This is a genomic window from Lysobacter arenosi, from assembly GCF_016613475.2.
GTDB classification, from domain to species: domain Bacteria; phylum Pseudomonadota; class Gammaproteobacteria; order Xanthomonadales; family Xanthomonadaceae; genus Lysobacter_J; species Lysobacter_J arenosi.
In genome coordinates this window covers 2,640,953-2,663,303 of record NZ_CP071517.1, presented here as the reverse complement: position 1 = coordinate 2,663,303, position 22,351 = coordinate 2,640,953, and the positions used below count along the sequence as shown (strand labels likewise).

Annotated in this window: 13 protein-coding genes; 11 read left to right on the top strand and 2 right to left on the bottom strand. The window is 64.3% G+C overall.

Features of this window, described 5'->3' with window-relative positions:
• The first annotated feature begins 36 nt into the window (after positions 1 to 36).
• From HIV01_RS12330 to HIV01_RS12300, 7 genes are all read left to right on the top strand, one after another.
• Positions 37 to 1,038 (top strand): DUF2235 domain-containing protein, encoded by a 1,002-nt coding sequence (locus HIV01_RS12330; protein ID WP_200607512.1) that lies wholly within the window; start codon positions 37 to 39, stop codon positions 1,036 to 1,038.
• A gap of 11 nt (positions 1,039 to 1,049) precedes the next feature.
• Positions 1,050 to 1,802 carry a hypothetical protein gene (locus HIV01_RS12325; protein WP_200607510.1) on the top strand — a complete coding sequence of 251 codons (753 nt, stop codon included), beginning with the start codon at positions 1,050 to 1,052 and terminating at the stop codon, positions 1,800 to 1,802.
• Positions 1,803 to 1,864: 62 nt separating this feature from the next.
• Complete coding sequence (locus HIV01_RS12320) at positions 1,865 to 2,677, top strand: ComEC/Rec2 family competence protein (protein ID WP_200607509.1); 813 nt, start codon at positions 1,865 to 1,867, stop codon at positions 2,675 to 2,677.
• 20 nt (positions 2,678 to 2,697) lie between these two features.
• A complete protein-coding gene (locus HIV01_RS12315; RefSeq protein WP_207526951.1) occupies positions 2,698 to 10,038 on the top strand; it encodes a hypothetical protein in 7,341 nt (2,446 codons plus the stop codon).
• Positions 10,039 to 10,042: 4 nt separating this feature from the next.
• Positions 10,043 to 16,252, top strand: a complete 6,210-nt coding sequence (locus HIV01_RS12310) for a hypothetical protein (RefSeq protein WP_200607505.1) — start codon at positions 10,043 to 10,045, stop codon at positions 16,250 to 16,252.
• A gap of 46 nt (positions 16,253 to 16,298) precedes the next feature.
• Positions 16,299 to 16,919, top strand: coding sequence for a DUF3238 domain-containing protein (locus HIV01_RS12305; RefSeq protein WP_200607503.1), 621 nt, complete (start codon positions 16,299 to 16,301; stop codon positions 16,917 to 16,919).
• A 91-nt stretch (positions 16,920 to 17,010) separates the two neighbouring features.
• Positions 17,011 to 17,526: an SLATT domain-containing protein gene (locus tag HIV01_RS12300; RefSeq protein ID WP_200607501.1), complete on the top strand. Its 516-nt coding sequence runs from the start codon at positions 17,011 to 17,013 to the stop codon at positions 17,524 to 17,526.
• A 288-nt stretch (positions 17,527 to 17,814) separates the two neighbouring features.
• Here the strand turns inward: HIV01_RS12300 and HIV01_RS12295 are convergent, their stop codons facing one another.
• Both HIV01_RS12295 and HIV01_RS12290 read right to left on the bottom strand, forming a co-directional pair.
• Positions 17,815 to 18,171 (bottom strand): helix-turn-helix transcriptional regulator, encoded by a 357-nt coding sequence (locus HIV01_RS12295; RefSeq protein WP_245156795.1) that lies wholly within the window; start codon positions 18,169 to 18,171, stop codon positions 17,815 to 17,817.
• Between the two features lie 292 nt (positions 18,172 to 18,463).
• A complete protein-coding gene (locus tag HIV01_RS12290) occupies positions 18,464 to 18,919 on the bottom strand; it encodes a DUF6010 family protein (RefSeq protein ID WP_200607497.1) in 456 nt (151 codons plus the stop codon).
• Positions 18,920 to 19,069: 150 nt separating this feature from the next.
• Here HIV01_RS12290 and HIV01_RS12285 point away from each other — a divergent pair, with 150 nt between their 5' ends.
• The 4 genes from HIV01_RS12285 to HIV01_RS12270 all read left to right on the top strand — a co-directional run bounded on the left by HIV01_RS12285 (position 19,070) and on the right by HIV01_RS12270 (position 22,351).
• The gene (locus HIV01_RS12285) at positions 19,070 to 19,468 is read left to right on the top strand and encodes a DUF1801 domain-containing protein (protein ID WP_200607496.1); all 399 of its coding nucleotides are present in this window, start codon (positions 19,070 to 19,072) and stop codon (positions 19,466 to 19,468) included.
• A 47-nt stretch (positions 19,469 to 19,515) separates the two neighbouring features.
• Complete coding sequence (locus HIV01_RS12280; protein ID WP_200607494.1) at positions 19,516 to 20,736, top strand: helix-turn-helix domain-containing protein; 1,221 nt, start codon at positions 19,516 to 19,518, stop codon at positions 20,734 to 20,736.
• A 44-nt stretch (positions 20,737 to 20,780) separates the two neighbouring features.
• A complete protein-coding gene (locus HIV01_RS12275; protein ID WP_200607492.1) occupies positions 20,781 to 21,452 on the top strand; it encodes a Vgb family protein in 672 nt (223 codons plus the stop codon).
• A gap of 116 nt (positions 21,453 to 21,568) precedes the next feature.
• Complete coding sequence (locus HIV01_RS12270; RefSeq protein WP_200607490.1) at positions 21,569 to 22,351, top strand: DUF899 domain-containing protein; 783 nt, start codon at positions 21,569 to 21,571, stop codon at positions 22,349 to 22,351.

Below are 22,351 nucleotides of genomic sequence, written 5' to 3'. Positions count from 1 at the left end.
GTCACGGGACCTCTGACGCCGAGGGAGTTGGTCAAGATGAAGCGAATCGTGATCTGCGCGGACGGAACCTGGAACATCCGGGACCAGGTCGACAAGGAATCCGGGAAGCGTCGTCCGACCAACGTCACCAAGCTCGCGCGGGCCGTGCTTCCGGGGACGGTCGCGGGCATCGACCAGATCGTGATCTACGACGATGGCGTCGGCACCGGCGAGGGCCTGGACAAGTACACCGGCGGTGCCTTTGGGCATGGAATCGAGAGCAACGTCCGCGAGCTGTATAGATCCATCCTCTACAACTATTCACCAAGCGACGAGATCTACCTGTTCGGCTTCAGCCGGGGGGCTTTCACCGTTCGTACGCTCGCCGGTTTCATGTGGATGATCGGCTTGGTGGAGAAGGACGACGACTACTTCGTGCCCGAGCTATACGCCTGCTACGAGCGCCAGCAAGGCCCCGGCACGACCCAATGGGAACACGCCAACCGCAGGGTCCGCGGCACGCGGCCGTGCCCACCCATCCGCATGATCGGCGTGTGGGACACGGTCGGTGCGCTCGGCGCGCCCGGCGTACTTGGACAGCTATTCAACAAGCGTAAATACCGTTACCACGACATCGGGCTGAATCCGTCCATCCAGCACGCGTACCAGGCATTGGCCGTGGACGAGCAACGCAAGGCGTTCGCGCCGAGCGTATGGACGCGGCCTACCGGATGGACGGGCGTGCTGCAGCAATCGTGGTTTCCCGGCGTCCATTGCAACGTCGGCGGAGGCTACTCCCCCGACGGCCTGGCCAATGGGGCTCTACACTGGATCGTCGATCGTGCCACCGCGCTCGGGCTGGAGTTCGACACGAATTACCTAGCATTCTACCAAGCGCGCTGCGACTCCTATCTGGCCGACTCCATGAACCCGCTGTATCGGGCGATGGGCAGGATGTTGCGCCCGACTTGCGTGATAGATCCGTCCGAGTCGATCCATGAATCGGTAATGTGCCGGAGGCGGGCGAATGCCGACTACCGGCCCGCAAACGTGCCCTGACTACAACCACCTTGAGCCCACTGTTCCACGCGAATGCGACCATGTTGATGCTTGGCGACCTGTACACCCAACTCGACCTGCTGGTCGAGCGCTCTGCGTCGGCCACGCGCTACTTCAGCTATGTTGAGGAGGCGGGGTGGCTATCCGGACAACCGGATAACTGGGATGGACCTTACGGGGCGGCCCTTCCCACTGAACTGCCGGAACTTCTCAAAAGGAATCGAATGCACTACCGGGTGCGAATGTCCGGCCCTGTCTCCTCACAGTTCCTTGAGCAGATGGGCAACTTCGAGGAACTCTCACCACGGCCGTCCCCTCGTCAACGGGAACGTAGATTGCAGCACTTGCGCGCGCATCTGACCCAAGTGGCGATGCCGGTAGTTGACCTGTACGTATCGCGATCGTCCGACTTGCTCGCGGAACTGCAGACGCTGCTTGAGCCTGGCAGTTGGCACTACCTGCAGGTATCCGATGACGCTGCATCGCCCGTGTCTGGAAGTGAACCCTTCGTTCTGGTCGGAGACATTCCGGGCGGTGACCAAAGGGTCGCAAGGATTGACATGCTCCTGCCGGTCGACCCTCGGATCGAGACTCGCCTGCGTGACATCTTTTCGATGAAGCACATTCCGGATGCTCGTTTCGACTCACGCGGGAGAGAGAACGACCGAATGCCCGTCCCGCCCGCCCCCCTCGCCCCGGATTTGGAAAGCACAGTAGCAGCGGCAAGTGAAGATCACGCACGAGATCCTTGGAAATGCGAATAGCTAGCCGAATTCGTCGGATAATCGCCTCGGCGGAGCTGTCAAGCGTCTCGAGCGTCGAGCCCATGGCCGGCGTTACCCGCGTAACGGGCGTGAGGGTCTACGACGTCGGTCAGGGCGATGCCGTTGCCTTGCTCGACCAGGATGAAGCACCTTTTCTCCAGATCGACTATGGCGGACGTCAGGGAAATCCTTTCGCCGTAAGGGGCGCGCAAAGAATCGATAAAACCATGCCGGTGCGTCCAGGCTCGCTACTCGTACTGACCCATTGGGATGAAGACCACTGGTTCTCGGCCAGGCGGGGCGGTGCGGCGCGGCAGGCTACCTGGTTGGTTCCGCGCCAGCTCACTTCTCCCCGAGCGGTCATGTTCTCGGCGGATCTCGACGAGATCTACTGCGTTCCCGAGAAGTGGGTGGGTAACGCAAAGTGCTTCGTTGCTAGCAACGGAGATGCCTTCTGGTGGGAGAAGATCGGCTCGGCGCCTCGGCCTCCGGCTTCACACGAAGACTGCAATCTCACAGGCCTAGCGTGCTCGATCGTCAGAGCAGAGGACAAGTCAGTGATTCTGCTGCCGGGAGACGCTCCGCTGCACGCCGTAGGTCATTACAAGCAGTACCTCGGTGGCGCGCACCTGCTTCGCGGACTGGTTGCGTTTCACCATGGCTCCAAGTCGGACTGGAACCGCACCACGCGCCACTTGCTTCGCGGCTTCGCGGCTCGAAGCCCGACGTTTGATATCGCGTTCTCGTGCGCGAACCCGAATCCCTACAACCACCCGCACATACGGAACTATCTGGAGGCGGCGCCTCGGGCTACGGCGCACGTCACCGCTAACTTGCGTTCCGTTGGAAGATCGTCGATCGACATACTGTTCTAGCGCATTCGAAGTCTTGGCAGATGCCGGATTCCGGCGACTGCTTCAGCGAAGGAAACCTCATGGAACCGCGCTTTCTTGGCTTTCGTGCCTATGGCACCTTTCAATGGCCGCCGATTCCTGGTGCGGCGCCGGTTGGCACAGCCCGAACGGGCGCGGTCGAAATCCACTACGTGCGCTACGCAACGCAGCCAGACCTATATGCCGCGTGTGTAGTTTGGGTGCCCGGGACGGCGACGGCTCCGTTCACCGACCCGCTGGATGCGCTGGAGAACCTGTACCAGCTTTCCATCGAAGACTTGCACGCGCGGTTCATTCAGGCGGACACGCCGATTGCCCTGCGTTTTGGCGGGCAGGGCACTCACCAGGTCCAAGGGGTGCGACTGGAATTTCTGGGTGTCACGGTTCTGGACCAGTTCGCCGCCTCGCCAAGCACGAGAGATAGGCCACCGCCTCTTACGTTGCGGCTGCCTGTACTCGCCACCTATCAGCGTGAAGGGAAGGTTAAGCGTAGTAGGGTGCGAATTGGCCAACCCGATGACGCGAGCGTTCGATTCGATCTCGCTGTGCCGTTGGTTACGCCACTGGACGCCGACCAAGCGGTACACCAAACGGCCTTCTGTGAGTTCTCCCTGATCTTCGCTGCTGGTCAGCCGGCACCGGGTCACGACGAACAGACCGACGGATTGGCGTTCGATACCTGCACGTTCGCCGGATCCAAGATCAGAACACCATCTGAAGCGAACGCTGCGAAGTCCTCCATTCTTGGCCAATTTGATTTCTCGCAGCGCGCCGGCTCCTCGGGTTGGATTCCTCCGAAGCACTGGCCAAGCAAGCGCCAGCTGTTGCGTTCCTCCCTGCCGCTCTTGGGATTCTCGACTGCGAAAATGAGCCCGATGCTGTTCGAGGAGGCTGACGAAGAGTCCAAGAGTGACGGGTTGCGACGGTTCCCCAGTGTTGCGATCTACGCGACCACCGGCGGGGCCATTCCTGGGTTCGTTATCCGTCAGCGGGCCGCGTTGAAGGCAATCCAACAAGGTCGGGCGGCAGGTGATCTGCGCGTGGGTGCCGATCAAGGGCAGGGCCTTCAAGTCGAGATTCGTGCCCGGGACGAGTTGGGGTGGATTGCCTACGAGAGTGGGATGCACATTTGCAGCACGATTGAGGGTGTCATCACCGATGTGTGGAACGCCGAGTCAACCGACTTCCGGGTGAGCTGCAGCGTGGGTGGGCGGCAGGCCCTGTCCGGCCTAAAGGACACCTCCGCATTCGTGGCGGAACCCACGAAGAGCTTTACGCTTCCCCGCCTACTCGGTGCGTCGCTCGGCGGCATGAGGCTGGCGCACGTCGACCTGCAGCACCTGCAACCGCCCCAGCCCCATTCCAGTCTCTTTTCTCTCGGTCTTGAGAAGGATGCCGATAGAGCGCTATTTGCACTTTTCTCTCCAGTGGTGTCCAAGCAATGGAAAGAACTTGAGCAATGGGCACAGCTTGGCAGTGATGGGCCGCCCTTCAATCGAACCCAGTATCGCGCGAGCATGCAGTCAGAGGACGTGACCCTCGATGGGACGTCGCCCCTGATCGCGGCTCGGTGCAGAGCACGCTGGCCGCTGCTGGTTCTCGAGCACCGGCAAAGCACCAAGGCCCACGTGCCTGTGATCTTGGCGCATGCGGCGAGCCACAAGGAGGACGAAGAGGATCAATACTGGTTCAGCGTGGAGCTGCGTTCCCCGGAGAACCGGGTAGGCACGAGGTCCCCGCATCAATTGGCACTCGGTGGATTCTTTTTTGAGCACCTGGGCGAGGACGGTGTGTCCCTGGTGGATGCAACCTCCGGCGCCCGCGCGTCTCGTCTACGCCTGAATCCGCGCGCACCGTTGACGTTGCCCAATGGCGAACAAGTTTCCACCGCCGACGTGTTTAGCGAACTCAACCTACGCGTGGACCGTGTCATGCCGGTTGCATTGGATGCGCCTCGGTTCGGATACGATCGCACGAGTCCGCCGGTGATGTTGCACTCGGATCCGGCCGCGAAGGGTCGTTATACGCTATCGCTGAAAGAGCGCATCGCGCCGGACACCGAGCGTTGGCTCACTGCAGAACTACTTGAGCAAGTAGAGAGCGCCAACTCGCGCGGGAGCACGGTCGTGTTATCGACCGAGCCATTCGCCTTCTTCCGCGCGCACTATCGACCGCTCGAGGCGCGCGGCGGGCAGGACACAGTCGTCGTCGCGGTGTACGACAGTCGCACGTGGGAGTGGCAGACCAAGCAATTGGACACCGTCTACCACTACACACTGCCGCCCCAGTCGATCGGTGAGAGCATGGACAAGCCCGGCCGCTTGGAGCTGCACGATGCTCCCGGCCAACCGCCCGAGGACGACTTCTTGCCTCCGATGGATCCGGGCGAAACCGCTGTGAGCATCCCGAAGCGCCGCAGCGTCGACTTCCGATTGACCCCTCCCACTGATCTGTGGGTCCGTCCGGCGGATGTGGAGCGCCAATTCGTGCTTCCGGAATGGGCGGCCGCGCGCTTGTACCGGCAGCGGGCCGAACTGGGCTTGGGTGTTGCACTGGAGGCGCTGCGCACCGAGTTCCTCTACGGACTCCCCATGTCCGTGCAACCGGCGCTGGAACAGGGGCCGGCCAGGAGGGCGCGAGTCGCCGAAATCGAGGCGTTACTCGGACGGCCCGTCTCGGTTCCGGGCGAAGGCGATACGCCCTGGCGGCGGATCGTAAATGCGTACGCGCGACGGCTGGAGCGGCTTGAGGTATGGGCTGATGAGCCAGCCAGTTCCGTGCTGTTTGCGCCGGCGCGCTTTCGCCAAAGCGCGCGCTTCGCGTTGCGCACTACCGCCTTGCATCGCGCACCGATCGCCGAGCTCGACGCGCCCGCGGAATCGCCCACTCAGCTTATTCCGGGACTCTCGCCGCGGTTGCATCCGGCGGGCCTGCGTGGTGGTGCGTTATGGCCGTTTGAATCGCGCAACATCCTCGCGATGTTGCTCGAGGCCCCTGCCTCGGACGGCGGCACGGTGGAGGGGATTGCGCTCGGGGTCCTCGGCGGCGACGCAGATCAGATGGCAGCATTCTGCAATCGCCGCGTGCGCATCATCAGTGAGACCCGCGGTGGCTTCGTTCAACGACAGCAGGTCGAGGTCATTGGACGCATCGCCGTGTGGTGGCATCGCGCCAAGCACGTCATCGTGTACGAGCGTACTGTCAATCCGAGTGCGCAGTTCACGCCCGAGGAGGCCCTGAAGACCCGCTCGCGCCGCCCGGTCCTGCGCAAAGTGCGGGAATACATCGAACTGCTGCAGCCCGAGCGTCGTTACCCGGATGCCCCCGGAGCTGCACCGTTGCATGGTTCATTCCTGCGGGCCCTGCGGTTCAACCAGAAGCAGATTGCAGTCGACAGTCTATGGGCCGAGGACGTTGATGAAATTGTGGGTGGCTCGCCGCGTCCCGTCGGTTGGGCAGTGCCACTGTGGAACCGCCACGCTGCCCTGCTGCGACCGCAGGTATACGGGCGTCCAGACATCGCGTTCGTGTGCGCCGCCGAGGGTGAGGAAGCCACGGAGTCGGCGCAGGAGTGCTTGAACCCGGAAAACCTGTACTTCTTTGCAGACACTACCGACGGTGCCACCGATGACACGGATGCATGGGCGCCGCGCGCTCGGATCGACTATCCCAATCTGCCAGTCCCGCGCTACAAATGGCCCGTTCCCGCGTATCACCCGGAGGACGCTGCCTCTGATCGCCCAGCGCCCAATGCTGAGGCAACGCCGCCCGGACATTATCGCTACACGTGGCGATTGGCCCCGCCGTCCTTGCGCACGCCGGTCAACGCGCACCGCGGAGACAAGCCTCTCTACGCTGCGCTGGAAACGCTGACGTTCTCGCGCGCGGGCCGCGCCCCGGCGGCTGCCGAACTACCGGAGTTCCGCACGCTGGAGACGGCGCTGGCGATGAGTGGCGCGAGCCTGGCGGCCTGCCCCGTCAAGGGTGACTGGGGTTCATCGGGACATGCAGATCTCGATCAGGCACGCCACGTGATCGCAGCGGTTCGCTTCCCGCGTGATGCCCCGCAGGACGCAGACGAGCGCGAGCGCTTGAAGGCCGCGATGGGGGCCGTGAAGCAGGCGATGGACGCGCTGCGCAACCCGGCCGGTGCGCTACGCCAGCAGGTCCACGCATACCAGGACAAGTGCCGACAGCTGAAGGGCGATCTGGGCCCGGTGCCCTCTGAGTGCGCGCAGCTCGGACGACGCCTCTCTGCAGCAATGGATGCCAAACGCCTTGCCCTTGGCCAACAGCTCCAGGTCTGGGACGCGGAATTCGCGGCCGAGTTGGAGCGGCAGTTGATGGTGCCAACCGCACAGGGCTTCTGGAATTCGAAAGAGGATCTGAAAAAAGAACTGCGCAGGCGCCTTCTGGCCGAACTTCGGCCGGCGCTGGCCGCCACGACCCTTGAGCTGGGGTCGGCGCGGCGGGGCATCGTGGCCGTGCGGACCGCGATTGCCGACACGCGGACCTCTTTGCAGCAGGCGCTGAAAAAGGCGCACGCGGACCTCGAGCAACTGAGGAAATCGATCGATCACGATGCGCCATGGTCGCAACAGCGGCGTAGCGACTTTCAGGCGCGATTGGCGGTGTTGTTCCAGCGCGCAGCGGGATTGGCCGAGAGCGCTGTCGAAGATGCACAGCGGCGCATGGCAGCGGAGACCGACAGCTTTTCCGAACAGGTAGGCGTGCATGCGGCGCGCGCGCTGGCCCACGTCGCAGCCCGGGAGAATGCACTGCAGGCGGGGCTCCATGAGCTCCAGCAAGATGTGCAGGTCATGCTGCGGACTCTGCAATCACAGCTCTCAAACGGTGATACGCAAGTGGGCAAAGCAATCGGCGCGTTGCAAACCCACCACGACGACCCGGCCACTCCCGACGACCAGAAGACCGTGTGCCAGACGTTGCTGACGCGCTTGGCGGCGATCCGCCAGCAGCTGTCCACCGCCACCCAGCAGTTCAACCGCGTGGAGCAGGACTGGACTCGCTACACCGCGACGATAGGCGAGGGAATCGGTCAAGCCTCAACCGACGCTCGAGCGGCCATGGTCGTCGCGAGGGACGAGATCGATGGCGCCATCAAGGCGTTGCAGGACGCGGCCGGGCTCCTGCCTGCGTCCGTCATAGCAGCCAGCCGCATCGAGCTGGAAAAGGCACATCTGGCGTTCTCAGCCATGGTCGAGCACCTTCTCGTCCGGATTGGCCGGGACAGCCACTGGGCCGAAGCCGTGATCCAGGCAGCGCACGAGAGCATCGATGGAGTCGATGGACTATCCGCGCGAGCCGAGAACCTGGTGAATGAGGCCTCGGCCGTGGCCGAGCGCTGGGTGATTGAACTGGAAGCAGATCTCGAGGCAGTCGAGCAGCAACTGGCACCCGAAGCGCTGGCAGCTGCACTGGTCGATCAGCTGACGGCGGTCGTCGTTGAGCCTGGGGTCGAGGCGCTCGATGCCTCCTGGTTCCGATCTGGTGATCTGGCTGTAGACGTGGCCGCAACGCTGCGCGCCGCCTCCAGCCAACTGCTGCAACAAGCGCTCGCCTGGATCCAGAGCGGTACGGCGCTCGCCGGCAAGCTGATCCAGCACGTCGAAACCGCGTGTTCGGCCATCGGAGAGGGCCTCGATAAATTTCTGGATGAGACTGCGGACGCCTTCGTCTCCAGGTTTCCCGAGTTTGATGGCACTTTTGCGGCGTGGGTGCAGGACGCAGATTCGATCTTGGACAACGCGGAGGAGTACAAGGAACTGCTCAAGGCCTTCACGACCTTTGAACAAGATTCGCGCGATGTCGTCGCCAGACTCGCGGCGACGACCGACCAGGCCCAGCGCTATGGGGCGCGTGTTGTGGATGCTATATCCCGGATCGGGGAGGGAAATCTGATGTCGGCGCCCGGAAACATTCTTCGAGCGCTGGCGGCGGCAGGCAGCCCGCCGGAGTTGCCCAACCTCGACTTCGCGCGCGAACGCCTGGCGTACTACTACGGGATGGTCGACGGGCACGTCGATACCACGCCCGTCGAAGCCTGGTTTGGACGCCTCGGCGACGAGATCAAGGCCATTGGCCTGAGCCTGCCCTTCGACCGGATCGGCCACCAGTTGATGGCCGTGGACCTGTCGAAGTTCGACATCGGCCGCATCCTGCGCAGCTGTGGTGGGATGAAGTTCGACCGCCTGTTCAAAGGTTGCCGGTTGCCACGCGGAGCCGCCGACGCGATCCATGTGTCGCACGATTTCGACAAGAAGAACTACCGGGCCTGGCTTCAGATCGAGGTCGACGCACCACTGGAAGGGAGGAACTCGCTCTTCTCCTGCGGCCCGTTCTCGCTGGACGCGGTCAATTCGCGCGCCCGCGCGGTACTGCGCGTAGAGGCCTCCAAGGACACCGACGAGGTCGCCCGGCAGGCGCGCTCAAGCTTCGAGACGGACTTCGAAATGGTGGTCGCCGGACAGGTAATGGTGACACTGCAGCAGGTCGTGGTCCGTTACGACGACAGTGGCAGCCTCAAGGTCGACTTCGATCCAAAGAAGATCAAGCTCAATCCCACGCTTCAATTCATCCAGAACACACTCGGCTCGATCATTCCGGACGAGATCGGTGGGCTGACCGTCATCAAGCACAACGGCCTGCCAGTGGGCCTGGAGCATCTGTTCTCGATGCCACCGATGAGCCTGATGTTCGGCACGAGCGGGGTGCAGAACATCCAGATCAGCAACCAATTCCAGTTGATCGCCTATCCCGACTTCCTGATCGCAAACCGCTTTTCCCTGGCGCGGCCCGATCTTCCGTTCTTCTTCACCGTGTTCATCATCGGCGGCACAGGCTGGTTGACGGTGGATGTCGAATACCGCCCGTTCAACCAAGGACTGTTGGTGGTAGTGGATGCCGGGGCCGGCGGGTCGGCTTCGATTGGCTTTGCGTTTGCAGGCGTCACGGGCTCGGTTGCGATCAGCGTCAGCGTCGCGCTTACCTATCGCAAACTCATCGGTCACGCCGGCGGCGGGCTGACGGTATCCATGGTCGTCCTGATCGTGGGTGTAGTGGACGTGCTGCGCATTGCCACGGCCTACCTCACGATCCTGCTACGCCTGTCGTACAAGGAAAACGGCGACATCGACGCGTACGGCAGCTTCCGCATCAAGATCCGGATCTGCCGGTTCGTGACGATTTCTGCCGGCGGCCAAGCGCGCTACGCCATGACCGGCGGCAAGAAGCAGTCCTCCAGTCAGACCTCTACGAGCGTCGAGGTCTCACCTGTTGCTTACGACAAGGCCAAGAAGTTGATCACCGGCCAAGGGAGCTGATGCCGTGGACACCATCATCTGCGTCACGGAAGAAGAAGCGGCGTGCTTTCAATCCGATGACCAGCGCGGCTTTGCCGTGCGATTGTCCTTCCAGACCGACGAGCCAATCGAGGACCTCGCCAAGCAACGGTTCGAGACGTTCGTCAGGCAACTGGGCCAAATGCGATTCGGGCTATACCGATTGGACAACGGCACCCTGCACCGGGTGAACGGGGTCGTGCTGCACGCCGAGCCCCATGACGCGGGGCTTGCAGACCAGTTGCTTGGCTGGCTTCCAAGCCAGCAGCCTGCGGGCGCAGCGATGTTCTATCGAACGCCCGCGCTGACCGAGCCGATAGAGGTCACGGCGAGCACGGTGGATGCGCGCGCGGTGCTCCTGGGCATCGCCAGCGCCACGGCGCCCGTGCCCCACCGGTTGCGCTTGGCAGTCGTGCTGCGCGTTCCGCGCACCGAACTGGCGCCAACGCCGGACGCCTCCGTGGTTGTGCTGCCGCACGTCACGGGAGACCTGCCGGACACCCTTCCTGGTGCCGGTGCCGTGCTTGGTGGAACCATCGTGCTGGAGGCGGCCGGCGTACGTTGCCAGTCCAGTGTGACCTTTCCGGTCGCCGCGTTGTCGACCAAGGTCGACCTGGCGCAAGGGTTCGTCGAGGCCGACGGGTTCAGCCAGGAAGCTCATCTGACGGTCGAACGTCTGGAGCGCCGGATCGGCTCCCTGCTGTCGGGCCACTTGGCCACGCACGAAATCCAGTGGCCAGACCTGCCCGGCGGTGATGCTGGCATTCCGCCCGAACTGGGGCCAAGTTCGGCGGAGGAGCGGAGCCATGTCCGTCGGCTGTCCTGGCGTGCGGTGACTGCCTTGGCGTCTGTGCTGGACACCGTGATGATCGCTCTGGCCATGCCTGGCGCGACGCAGCGGGACGGGGCGTTACTCGCGCCGTTTCTCGACGGGCTGGCGGCGCGAGTTGTCGATGAACACAACCGGGGCGTTGAACGCGGCCGACTGCGCGGTGCGCTGCGCGCGGGAATGACGCAATGGCCGGTAATCAAGTCGCCTGGTGCCACGCCGGACGAACGCCGGAAGCTGATCGAGGCAATCTGTGCGGTCTGCAAAATTGCCCCCCCGCCGCTGCAAGACAAGGCGGACACGTCCTGGTTGAGTTGGCTGCTGTTGGGCTACATCGCCGAAGACGGTGAAACGTGGCACGACATTGCACAGCGCGGCCGCGCCCTGGGCATCGGCGACGGGGCCGATCGTCCGACAGACCTGCGGGCGTTGTGGGCGCGCCAGTCGCGCGAACTGGAACGCGAGTTGGCGTTGCTGCGGGACAGTTCTACCGGTGAGGCGGGTTTGGAAGCAATCGTCGTGCAGCTGCTGCGTGATCCGGGCCTGCAACAGACCTTTTGGACTCAGTTGGGGCTCACGCCCCCGGCCGACAACCCCTACGTGCAAGCGCTCGACGCCTATGAGCGGCAGTTCGTCACCGGCGCCGACGGCGCCACGGCGGCACGCCAGGCCGTCGGTTCCCTTGTCGCCGATTTCCTCGTGCCTGGTACCTTCACCGGGCCGCCGTCCGCCGAGCTCCAACGCAACTTCGAGGATGTCGCGTTCTGGGCGCGGCGTTTTCAGATTATCGACCGTCCCACTTCCCCCGCGCGCCCAGACAGTGCACCACTGTTCGCGGCGCTTTCGTGGCCGTTTGCCGACCCGGCGCGGTTCTTCGCAGAAATCACCGCGCCCAACAGCCTGCCGCTGGATTGGCAGGTCCCGTCGCCTGCCGAGGGCGACGCGCGCCAAGCCATTGAAACGGCCGCGAGAGACATGACCGAGTCGGTCGTCAATGACCTGTTTCCACCGGGGCGCCGCCGCTATGTGCCCGATGCCGTGCCGCCTTCGGTGGCAATCCAGGTCGCGGTGGATCCCACGGCGGACGATGGCAGCGGCGACGCCGATGACTTTGCCGCCTGCTTCAGCGGAGTCGCCCTGCTTTTGCGTCGCCGGGACCGAACAGCTGTCGATCCACCCTGGGCGTACGCCTGCCTAGCCGAAGTTCTAGGTCCGAACAAGGCGCCCTGGACGCCGGACGTCCGCACGGTGCAGCCCTTGCCGGCTACGGTCTGCGACGGACGTCGCGCGCTGTTCGTCCCGTATGACGGACTGCCGTTCGCGACCCTGGCCTTCGAAGACACGCTGCCTGAAGGTTCAGCGGACGGAACGAAGCGCGAGGGGTTCTACCAGGTCGACTATCCGAGCGATGTGGGCAACAAAGGTACTGCGCTGCCTCCGCTCGCGTACGGCACCGCGGTGGAGGTGGCAGCGCATGCGCTCGGGCGTGCCGGGTCTTTGCCCCTGTCGCTACAGGACGCGCGTCCGTGGATTCCTGTCGATTTGCCATCTCTGCCGCATAGCCAAGGTTTCCACGAAACCATCCGCTACACGCGGACGACCGCCATCGGCAGCCCGCAAATCGGAGATTCGGGGACAACGGCACGCATCGGTATCATCCCCGCCGACACTCAACCGCTGCTGACCGATTACCCGCAGGTCGCGGTGGTCTCGGGGTTGGCGCTGGATCTGTGCCGCAATGCCGACGGGACTGGCGCCATCGCGATTCCCGGTGTCGGCACGAGCGAGGAACTCGAACTTTCCGAGCTCCGGGCGTTCTGCGCGGCCGGCCAGCGTCTTCAGCTCGACGTCGCGCCGATGGCCAATGCCGACGCCGATTTCAAATTCCCCACGAATTCGGCGGAGTTCGTCTCACTATCCTTGAAGTACATCGCCCGGCTCAAGGTCGTCTTGTCGTGCGAAGTCCCCGGCGAGGTGGCCGTCGATTTCGTCGCGGACGGTGCGGCCGCGCACCGCGCTGTCCTGGCGACCGACTCCAGATCACTCTGGTTGCGCTTGAAGATTGCCAACGCGGAGCTCCGCGACTGCATCAGTCTCGCCGATCCGGCGCGCGAGTTGCGGGGACCGGCCGCGGCCAGCCGACCCAGCCCCAGCAATCTCTTGTTGCTCGGCTCCAGCCAGGCAGGAGCGTGGCGTTCGCCGTACGGTTCGAAGACCCAGGTGCGCGTCGGGTCTCCCAGCGTGCCTTACGTGGATTGGGTGCGCTGGATCAGCAATCCGCGACTGCACGACCAGGTATTCGGAACCACCGTCGAAGAGCGGCGACGCGCCCTCGCGTTTCGGACGCTGCTGTTGGCAGCCCACATCGATCGCATGAAAGCCCCTGAGCTGGCGGCGCTGCTCGACCAGTTGCCCGATCCAGCCGTCGGCAACCTGAGGATCGACGTTAGTCCAGTGGATGGTTTGCGTGTCGACACTAGGACACTGCAAGAAACGCTTCGCGCCGACACGGCACTGCGCCCGTTACCAACGCTGGGGGAGTTGCTGCGCGATGACGACGACCTGTGGCAGGACGTAAAAAAGCGCAATGCGGTCAGTGCGCTGCGGCGAATCAGAAACACATTGGCCTTGACAATCGCGATCGACGTCGTTGCTGACGGGCCACTCGAGCTATCGGATCGCGCGGACCGCCTCTCGATGCCCGAAGGCACATGTGCGCACTTGGCCGTGCGACCGGTGGTTCCGATCGAGCATTTTGAGGTGGTGAACGATGCACCGGCCCCGGTCCTTCACCGACGGCTTCGGGAACTGGCCCTCGGAGATCAGAAGGAAGGCGTGGTGTTCGAAGGGGCGGCCTTGCAACTTGAGGCCATGCTGGGGCCGCTGCGTGTGGGCGATGAGGATCACGACCGGCCAGTCTGGCAGGACTCGCGCGCGGCCTGGTGCAAGTCTGCAATGACGAGCGCCATCTCGCACAAGGGAGCGACCGCCACGCGTCGGTATGGCCTGGAGTACCGTCCAGCCGATGCCGGGTGGCGCTGGCGACACATTGGTGCCGTGACTGTCGCGACTCAGCGCTGGCGGTTCAATGGTCGACCCATCGACACATGGATTTCACCTCCGCCTCGCAAAACGCGCGGCCGAGCGACCTCGGTCGCGCTGCCATGGGACGAGAGTCTCAAGGCATTCGAGAGTGATGCGTTTGGCACGCGGGATGCCCGGGATGCGGACCTGACCACAATCCGCCTGCAGCCCGCACCAGCACCGACCCAACTCATCGACGTCGCGTGGGAGGCCCCAAGCGCCACGATCTTCCGCCACCGTTTCGAACTGCGCTCACGTTACCTGGGAGCGATGAGACGGCATATGGATGGCCTGGTCGAAGCGTGGTCGGACGAAGAGAATGGATCACAGGCATGGCGGCGAGTCGCCATGCTTGCCGACCGCGCGCGAGTCACGCTGACGCGTCCACAGTTGCGAGCACTGGTGCCGCTGACTGCGCCGATAGAGAAGGATCCCGGCGCCACCCCGCCGGTACTCGCGCTGCTGCAGGAACGTCCATACCACCATGGAGGCCTCGCCGACCGCGTCGCCGCCGAGATTCGGACAGGGGTCGGTTACGGATGGCTCGATCCCCCGAAGGTGGTCGGACCACTGGACGCGCGCAAGGAACTTGGACCGGATCCGCGGCTGGCTTATGAGGCTGCGGACCAGGACAGCGCCGCCGCGATGTTTCTCGAAACACGCGGTCCCTTGGGTCTCACTTTTGAGCCCCAAATCAGCGCTCCGGCATTTCCGAATGCGGCTTATGTGCTATCCCCGCGCCTGGTAGATGTGGGAGGGAGCCGTGCGGCGCATCTGGACGAGCATCTTCTAAGCGTGGGCCTGCGTCGTTACCTTGATCCGGCCTGGCTGGTGGAGGAGGAAACCCAAACTCAGTCGCCGCTAGCGACGACGTGGTGGGGCCCAGCCGATCTTGAGGGTCCGCGTCCCTGGCAGATCGTGTTGCATCACGCTGAAGAAAGACGTCCCTTCCTGCGTTGCCAGAAAGCGGCTGACAGCGCCCACTTGGACGTTCTGCTGCAACCCTGGGCCGTGGACCACACTAGTCCGACGCAGGCGCAAGAGCTGCTGGTCGCTCGAGTGCCCGTCAATGCCCGCCTGGCTTTCCTGCACACGCCGCTCGATGAGCGACGCGCGTCGCTTGCGCTGCTTCTGCTGCGGAAGGACCTGGCGGCCGACTTGCTGGCGAGCCTGGATTGGACCCTCCCAAAGGAGATTCAGGCTGCTGAACTCGCGTTGGAGGACGAAAATGGCGCCCCCCTGGCGGTGATCCCCACCAGCGCCAGTGCTGTTACCGCGTTGAACTGGACCAGATTGCTGCGGAACTCCGATGCAATCACTGCGCTTCAGACCGGCGAAAAGATCGAGACGAGCCAACCCAAGGCCGTGTCAGATCTGCACGGAGTTATCAGCCAAGGAGCCTTCATGTTCCGGGATGAAGCGCAGCAGCTGTGCTGGATCCGGGCCCGCCAACAGGGACAACGCTATCCGCTCCACATGCAACGTCACATCGGGCTGCTTTTCAGCCGTGAGCACACGGGGCTCGGCGCGCCGATGTCGGTCCCCTCAAGCGCATGCATGGCACCTTTTCGGCAGACCCCCTTCGACGGCATCCCGGCCACGCATGTCCAGGTACTCGAGTTGGAGATGCCGGCGCGCATCCTCGGACACATCCCCGGTGGCGACACCGCCGATTACCTGCCACATGACTTCCGCCAGGCCTACTTTGATCTGAAGGCCATCGGATTTGAGGGATCTCGCATCGGCCGAGAGGGCGCGATTCTGTCGTTCTTTGGGCGGTTTGTCGGTTCGCGCGATGCGCTCACGCGGTTGAAGTCACTGCATCTGAAGCTCCGTGGCAACGACGAATCGGATGGCATGGAACTGGAACTGTCACGCGCGAGCACAGACGTGGAATTGACCGGGTTCATACTCTCGGTCCAATGTCGGACGGACGGCCTGGCCGTCAATGCCTCCTTCATCGACGTCAATGGTCAGCGCATCAATCCTTTGCCGATCGGTCCGCAAGCATGGCGGCCCGGTTCGCACGATCAACTCCAAGGCCTACTGGTGCAGTTCGCTCAGGCGCCCACGGATGAGCTGTGGATCGAGCTGTCCTTGCTCGTCTCGCGCTTGTCGGATGTCGATTTCAGACATGATGGACCGATCGACTTCGACTGGTTCTTCGGGGAGCCGGCCGGCAACCCAGTGCTGGACGTCGGCGAGACAAGCCTGCGCACGCTCCGGGAGGCACAAGCCCGACTAATTGCCGTGTCGCCCCCGGTAAAGATTGAACCGACCTAGCGACTTACGTCCACATGTTCACTCGCCAAATTTCTCAGGAGCCGCCATGAGTATCAAGATCTGGATCGCCAGCTTCATACCGCGACAGATTGATGGATACACGCATCCCGTGCCCGGGGGCGGAACCACGATGATCCCCGGTCCGACGACGCTGAGTGATTGCTTTCTCACCGACCAGCGCTCGTTCTCATCGTCGCCGAACGCCTCCTCGCGCACGCGCTCCCTGGTGGAGGTCAACCTCGGATCGCCGCAGCCCGTCTCTGTTGTCCACCACTGCGACAGCACGGTGGAAGTCGATTGCGAGGATGGTGAGATCGAGTGCAATCAAACGCCAGACAGCAGTGGCCTCAAGATCACCAATTTCAGTTCGACGGCGACGCGCTGCACCTTCACCTTCGAAGGCGGCGCAGGCAATCCCTGTGCTGGCCCGTTGGCGCCGGACATCGATTGGCTGGTGCACGTCGTTGTGGAAAGGAGCGGCGACACGGTGACAGTGAAGATCGGTACTGGGAGCCTCGTCGAACCGTTCCCGGCCTTTGAATGCTACGCGTCGGTCGGCGGAACGACCAAGGCCCTGTTCCAACGCCCCCCTGATCCTGCTGCGACCCCATGGGATTTGCCGGGTGCGCCGAACAAGACGGTGACAGGAAGCGTCGCGTTTCCGTGATACCTGTAAATACCTACGACCGCTCTTGGCCGCCTGCACCGGGGTCAGGATATTGCCCCCTCGTCGGCCACCTGTGGCATGGGATCAGAAGATGCGTACCGACCTACTCACGAACTGGTTGAAGGGGCTAAGGCTTGCCCACATCGCCCACGCCCAGGCGTCGTCTAGCGACAGCTGGCGACACAAGGTGCTGGGCATTCCGGTGGTGATTCTGACGACGATCGTAGGGACGACCGTGTTCTCCAACCTTGGAGAGGTGCCGAGCGAGACGTTGAAGATCGCTACCGGACTCCTGAGTATCGGGGCTGTGGTCCTATCCAGTCTGCAGACTTTCCTGAGTTATGCCACCAGTGCGGAGCGTCACAGGACGGTGGCGCTCAAGTACGGTGCGCTGCGTCGAGAGTTGGAGCAGTTCTTGGACGACCCTCCAGAGTCCAAGGATGCTTGGACGGCAACCGTTGAAGAATTCCGCACGCGATGGGACGCCGTCGACCAGGAAGCGCCCGCCGTACGGCAGGGGGTCTGGCGCAATGCTAAGTTGCAGCTCGATCGTTCCCTTGCGAATGGAAGTGAGCGAGACGGAGCGGCGGTTGACGATCCCGCGTGAGCGGCCTCGCGTAAGCGAAGCGCTCCCGTGACGATGCCTCCGCTATTCTTATCCATCGGCTCGTGCCGGAGTCCTGTCCAGCGTAAAGCGGCTACGCATGCGCCGAACTATCCGCATGCTGGCGATGATCGATGATCGAGCCGTTGGATCCAGGACACCATCCATTTTGTAGGTCCGTCTGCGGTCTGTTATTCCGTTGTGCGTCAATAGGTTGAATTCATCAATTGGGTTGCTGGTGGGCGACAATACATCACGTCGGCTTTGATCGTGTGTGCGTCTGCGTCTGCGTCAGCGCAGGTTCGCGAACATCTCGACAATCCTCACCGCCGCCTCGCGATCGCGACTATGCACCTGCCGTAGTCCCTGCAGGACGCGGCTTTCCAGCTCGTCCTGGGCGTAGTCCTGCGCGATCACCGCGGTGTCCAGGGCACCCATGCTGGCGTGGCATTCACCGCGTCCGGTTGCCAGCCACTCGAAGTGCACCTGCGTTTCGCACGCGATCTGGGCCAGGTGCGACAGGCTGGGGTGGGTGCCGCTCTCGCGCTCCCATTGGGTTACAGCACTGCGCTGCACGCTCAGGCGGCGCGCAAGCTCGGCCTGGGTCAGGTGGGCCGCGACCCGGGCTCGTCGTATCCGTGACGACATGGAGAACACTGGGCATTCCTCGATGGGTCCTCTGCTCCAGTTCAAACGTAAGTTCCGCTAACGGGCAGCCATGCACCCCGCGCCGCGTCGCCGGGATGGACAGTATTGAGGGCCCCCACAGCGTCCGCTGCGGCCATTCGGGTAGCGGGTCTGCCCGGGAAGCGTCCCTGACGTCATCTTGGACAGTCGCGCTAACCAAGGCCCGCGCCCTTTGCCTGGCCCGCCCGTGCGGGGGCTCGCGCAAGCGCAGCTAAGCAATCCGGCCTGACCGGGCCATGCAAGGGACGGATGCTCATATCAGCCCGTTGCGACTCCATATCACCAGCAACCCGATCCCCACGATCACGTCGATCACCACGCACCACGGCACGTACCAGCTCGGGATCCTGACCAGCGACAGGCGCGAGCGGTTGTGGTGGGCGAAGTCCCAGGCCGCGTGCGCGAAGTAGGCGATTGCCACCAGCACCGGCCAGAGCAGCAGTCCGAGCAGGCCTGCGACGGCGAACAGTCCGGCGACGTTGAACTCCACCATCTGGTCGCGGCTGGAGCCGTTCATCACGGCGAAGCCGAAGTAGATGCCGGCGATGAGTGCGATGAGTATCGCGGCGAAGCCGAGCGAGGCCTGCGGTGTCAGGAAGAAGTGAGGCAATAGCGAGCCGATGCCGACGGCCACGCCGGTCGCCAGCGGGCGCCGGGCGAAGACCGAGGAGTTCGGGCGTTCGTGGGCGTGCGTCGTCGTGGTCGACATGGTGCCTCCGGAACGGTTCGGGGCCTCCAATTTCGTCCAGCCCGCGCTCGTTCTCTGTGAACGCCAGGCGGGGCAGGCGGCCCCTTCACGCCTTGTTCCTATAATCCCGGCGCTTCGATTGGGCGGTCAGTTGAGGGAGTGACAACCACCATGAAGAGCGGTTCGAAGGAAGTCGGTGAAGGATCGGTCTCCGAGCAGATCGATGCGCAGATCAGGGAGCTGGGCGACTGGCGGGGAGAGACGCTCGCCAGGGTCCGCGTCGTCGTCAAGCAGGCCGATCCCGACGTGGTCGAGGAACTGAAGTGGCGGGGCGTCCCGACCTGGTCGCATGACGGCATCATCTGCACCGGTGAGACGTACAAGAAGGCGGTCAAGATGACCTTCGCCCAAGGCGCTTTGCTGGACGACCCGTCGGGGCTGTTCAACTCCAGCCTCGATGGCAACACCCGCCGCGCCATCGACATCCACGAGGGCGACGAGATCGACGAGAAGGCGTTGAAGGCACTCATCCGCGCCGCCGTGGCCTTGAACAAGAGCAGGAAGAAGTGATCGCCAGCGGCTATCGCGAGGGCAAGACGGCGCGGTAGCCTGCCGCGATGGACTCCCTCATTGCCGCCGCCGGGCGCGCGCTGGTCGCCGGCGACGCGCTCGGTGCGCTCAAGCGCGTTGCCTTGCGCGATGACCCGCCGGCGCTCGCCCTACGCGGCATTGCGATGGCGCAGCTGGGCGAGTATCCACGCGCGCGGGAACTGCTGCGGCGCGCGGCACGGGGCTTCGGTACGCGTGAGGCGCTGGCGCGAGCGCGCTGCGTCGTCGCCGGGGCCGAGGTGGCGCTGGCCATGCGCGACCTGGGTGGCTCGCCGCGCGCACTTGCCGAGGCAGCCACTGCGCTCGACGCACGCGGCGATCGTGCCAATGCATTGCAGGCGCGACTGATCGCGGTACGACGGCTGCTTCTGCTGGGTCGTCTCGACGAGGCCAGCGCCGCGCTGGTCGGTCTCGACGCGAAAGGCCTGCCGCCGTCGCTGGCGGCGATCACCGAACTGGCCACGGCGGAACTGGCGTTGCGTTCGCTGCGCACGGCGGACGCGCGTTCGGCGCTCGATCGCGCCTTTGCTGCCGCACAACGCGCTGCGATCCCCGCGCTGCTGGCCGAAGTGACCGAGGCGCGCGCCGCACTCGACCGCGCCGCCGCCAGGCGCATCCACGCCGGGCATGAAGAGCCGCTTCGCCTTGAGCAGATCGAGGCGCTGATGGGTTCGGACGTGCTGGTTGTCGACGCGTGCCGTCGCGGACTGCGCGCCGGCGACGTCTGGGTGCCGCTGGCGCGACGCCCCATCCTGTTCGCGTTGCTGCGTGCACTCGCCGAGAACTGGCCCGGCGACGTCGAGCGCAACGCCCTGATCGCCCGCGTGTTCCGCACGCGCCAGCCGGACGAGACGCACCGCGCACGATTGCGTGTCGAGGTTGGTCGCCTGCGGTCGCTGGTTGCGCCGCTGCTGGACATCCAGGCCAGTGCGCGCGGATTCACCCTTGTGCCAACCGACGACCGCGGCGTTGTCGTGCTGGTGCCGCCGATAGATGGCGAGCAGGCCTCGCTGCTGGCGCTGCTCGCCGACGGCGCGGCCTGGTCCACGTCGGCCCTGGCGCTGGCGCTGGGCGACAGCCAGCGCACGGTCCAGCGCGCACTCGCCGAGCTCGAAGCCGCCGGGCAGGTGCGCTCGATCGGCCGTGCCCGGGCGCAGCGATGGCTGGCCCCACCGCTGGTTGGATTCACGACGACCTTGTTACTCCCTGCCGCACTGCCGCCTGAGTAGATTGGTCCCACGGCGCCACCACAGGCGCCACCAGGAGCCCCCCGATGAGCCGCAATCCAGCCAGCAGCACGTCAGCACAGGCACCCACTCGCGCCGCCGAAATCGTGCGCGAGTACGGTCCCTTCGAAGGCGCCCGCAACGTCGCCGGCGTCACCTTCGATGGCCACCACGTGTGGACCGCGATCGGATCGAAAGTGGTCGCCTTTGATCCCGCCAACGGCGAGGTTGAGCGCTCGGTCGAGTGCGCCGCCGATGCCGGCACTGCCTTCGACGGTACGCACCTCTACCAGATCGCCGAAGCGCGCATCGACAAGATCGATCCGTCCACCGGTGCCGTGGTCGCGTCGATCCCTGCACCCGGCAACGGTGGCGATTCGGGCATGGCCTGGGCCGAGGGCAGCCTCTGGGTTGGCCAATACCGCGACCGGAAGATCCACCAGATCAACCCCGACACCGGCGCGATCATCCGCACCATCGAGTCCAACCAGTTCGTCACCGGCGTGACCTGGGTCGACGGCGAGCTGTGGCACGGCGTGTGGGATGGCGACGAGAGTGAACTGCGACGCATCGATGCCGAGTCCGGCGCCGTGCTCGAGCGGCTCGAGATGCCGCATGGCACCGGCGTCAGCGGCCTGGAATCGGACGGCGCCGGAATGTTCTATTGCGGTGGCGGACCGAGCGGAAAGGTCCGCGCCGTCCGCCGACCGCCGCGCTGATCCCGAGCGGCACAGCGCCCCCTCCTGCTGCATTCAACCTCCGGTCCAGCGACCGGAGACGGGCGCGGCTTGCTCCGCGACTGGGCAGCCGCACATCCGCCACCCCGGAGAACATCATGAACACCGCACTCAACGAATCGACCATCGACCTTTCCCTTGCTGACCACCCGGTCGTCGGCAAGGAACAATGGCTCGCCGCACGCAAGGCACTGCTCGCACGCGAGAAGGAACTCACGCGCCTGCAGGACCAGATCGCCCGTGAGCGCCGCGCACTGCCGTGGGTGCGTGTGGACAAGGACTACGTCTTCGATACGCCCGAAGGCCCAAGGACGCTGGCAGAGCTGTTCGATGGCCGCAGCCAGCTGCTGGTGCAGCACTTCATGTTCGCACCGGGCTGGGAGCAGGGCTGCAAGAGTTGCTCCTTCATGGCCGACCACAACGACGGCGCCAACCTCCACCTGGCACAACGTGACGTCACGCTGCTGGCGGTCTCGCGCGCGCCACTGGCCGAGATCGGACGCTTCCGCCAGCGCATGGGCTGGAAGTTCAAGTGGGTGTCCTCGCATGGCACCACCTTCAACCATGACTTCGGCGTCAACTTCAGCCAGGAAGAGATGTCCAGCGGCAAGGTCGACTACAACTACACCCGGCAGCAGTTCCCGCACGAAGAGGCGCCGGGCATCAGCGTGTTCCATCGCGACGAGGGTGGACAGGTCTTTCACACCTACTCGCGCTACGGTCGTGGCGTGGAAGTGATGATGCACACCTACAACCTGCTCGAGCTCACGCCGAAGGGCCGCGACGAGGACGGCATGGACTACCCGATGGCGTGGGTGCGCCACCACGATCGCTACGAGACGGCCGCACCCGCCGCGTCGTGCTGCGCGTCGAAGGCGTGA